Here is a 640-nt window from a genome sequence, read left to right as displayed (position 1 = left end):
CGTCGCCGAGCCGGGACGGGACCGGCGGTCCGCCCGCGAGCAGCGCCTCGAGCTCGGCAGGCTCGGCATCGGCGTCGAGCACCTCGTGCAGGCCGATGCGATCGGCCTCGGCGCGGTCACGGTCCGTGGACGCCAGCGCGATGAGCCGGATGCCGCGCTCGTCGCAGGCCGCGAGGAGCTCCGCGTCGAGCGTCGCCGCACCCGCGCCGACCACGACGACGTCGGGCGCGAGCACGTCGAGGCAGTCGAGCACGTCGCGCCGCCCGACGACCCGTGCCACGATCGTGTGGCCCGCTTCGACGAGGTCGGCGAGGATGCGATCCTCGACCGAGGGGTCGAGCGCGAGCGCCAGCCGTGCCATCAGCCGGAGCCCGTCGCGGCCGCCGCGGGAACGAGGTCGATCGCATCCCCCGAGGCGAGCGCTTCGAGCAGGGCGGCCGTCTTCGCACGCGAGATGAGGAGTTCGACGCTCGGCCCGCCGCCCGCGACCATGCCGTCGGGCTCCAGGACGGCGGCGACCTCGGCGCCGGCGACGAGCACGACGGGCGGCTCGAACACGTCGCGCTCGAGTTCACGCGCGGCCCACACGTCGACGACCGCGCCCGGCGCGATCTCGCGCGCGAGCAGGCCGCGGCTCGGC

Annotated in this window: 2 pseudogenes; both read right to left on the bottom strand. The window is 76.2% G+C overall.

The window, feature by feature from the left end:
* Positions 1 to 361: pseudogene (locus ESO86_RS18235) on the bottom strand (septum formation inhibitor-activating ATPase); the annotation flags it as partial.
* Positions 361 to 640, bottom strand: a pseudogene (locus ESO86_RS19620) (hypothetical protein); the annotation flags it as partial. The pseudogenes ESO86_RS19620 and ESO86_RS18235, both read right to left, overlap by 1 nt.

This window comes from Agromyces binzhouensis, from assembly GCF_004135055.1.
In the GTDB taxonomy this organism is placed as follows: domain Bacteria; phylum Actinomycetota; class Actinomycetes; order Actinomycetales; family Microbacteriaceae; genus Agromyces; species Agromyces binzhouensis.
This window is presented reverse-complemented; position numbering and strand designations above follow the sequence as displayed.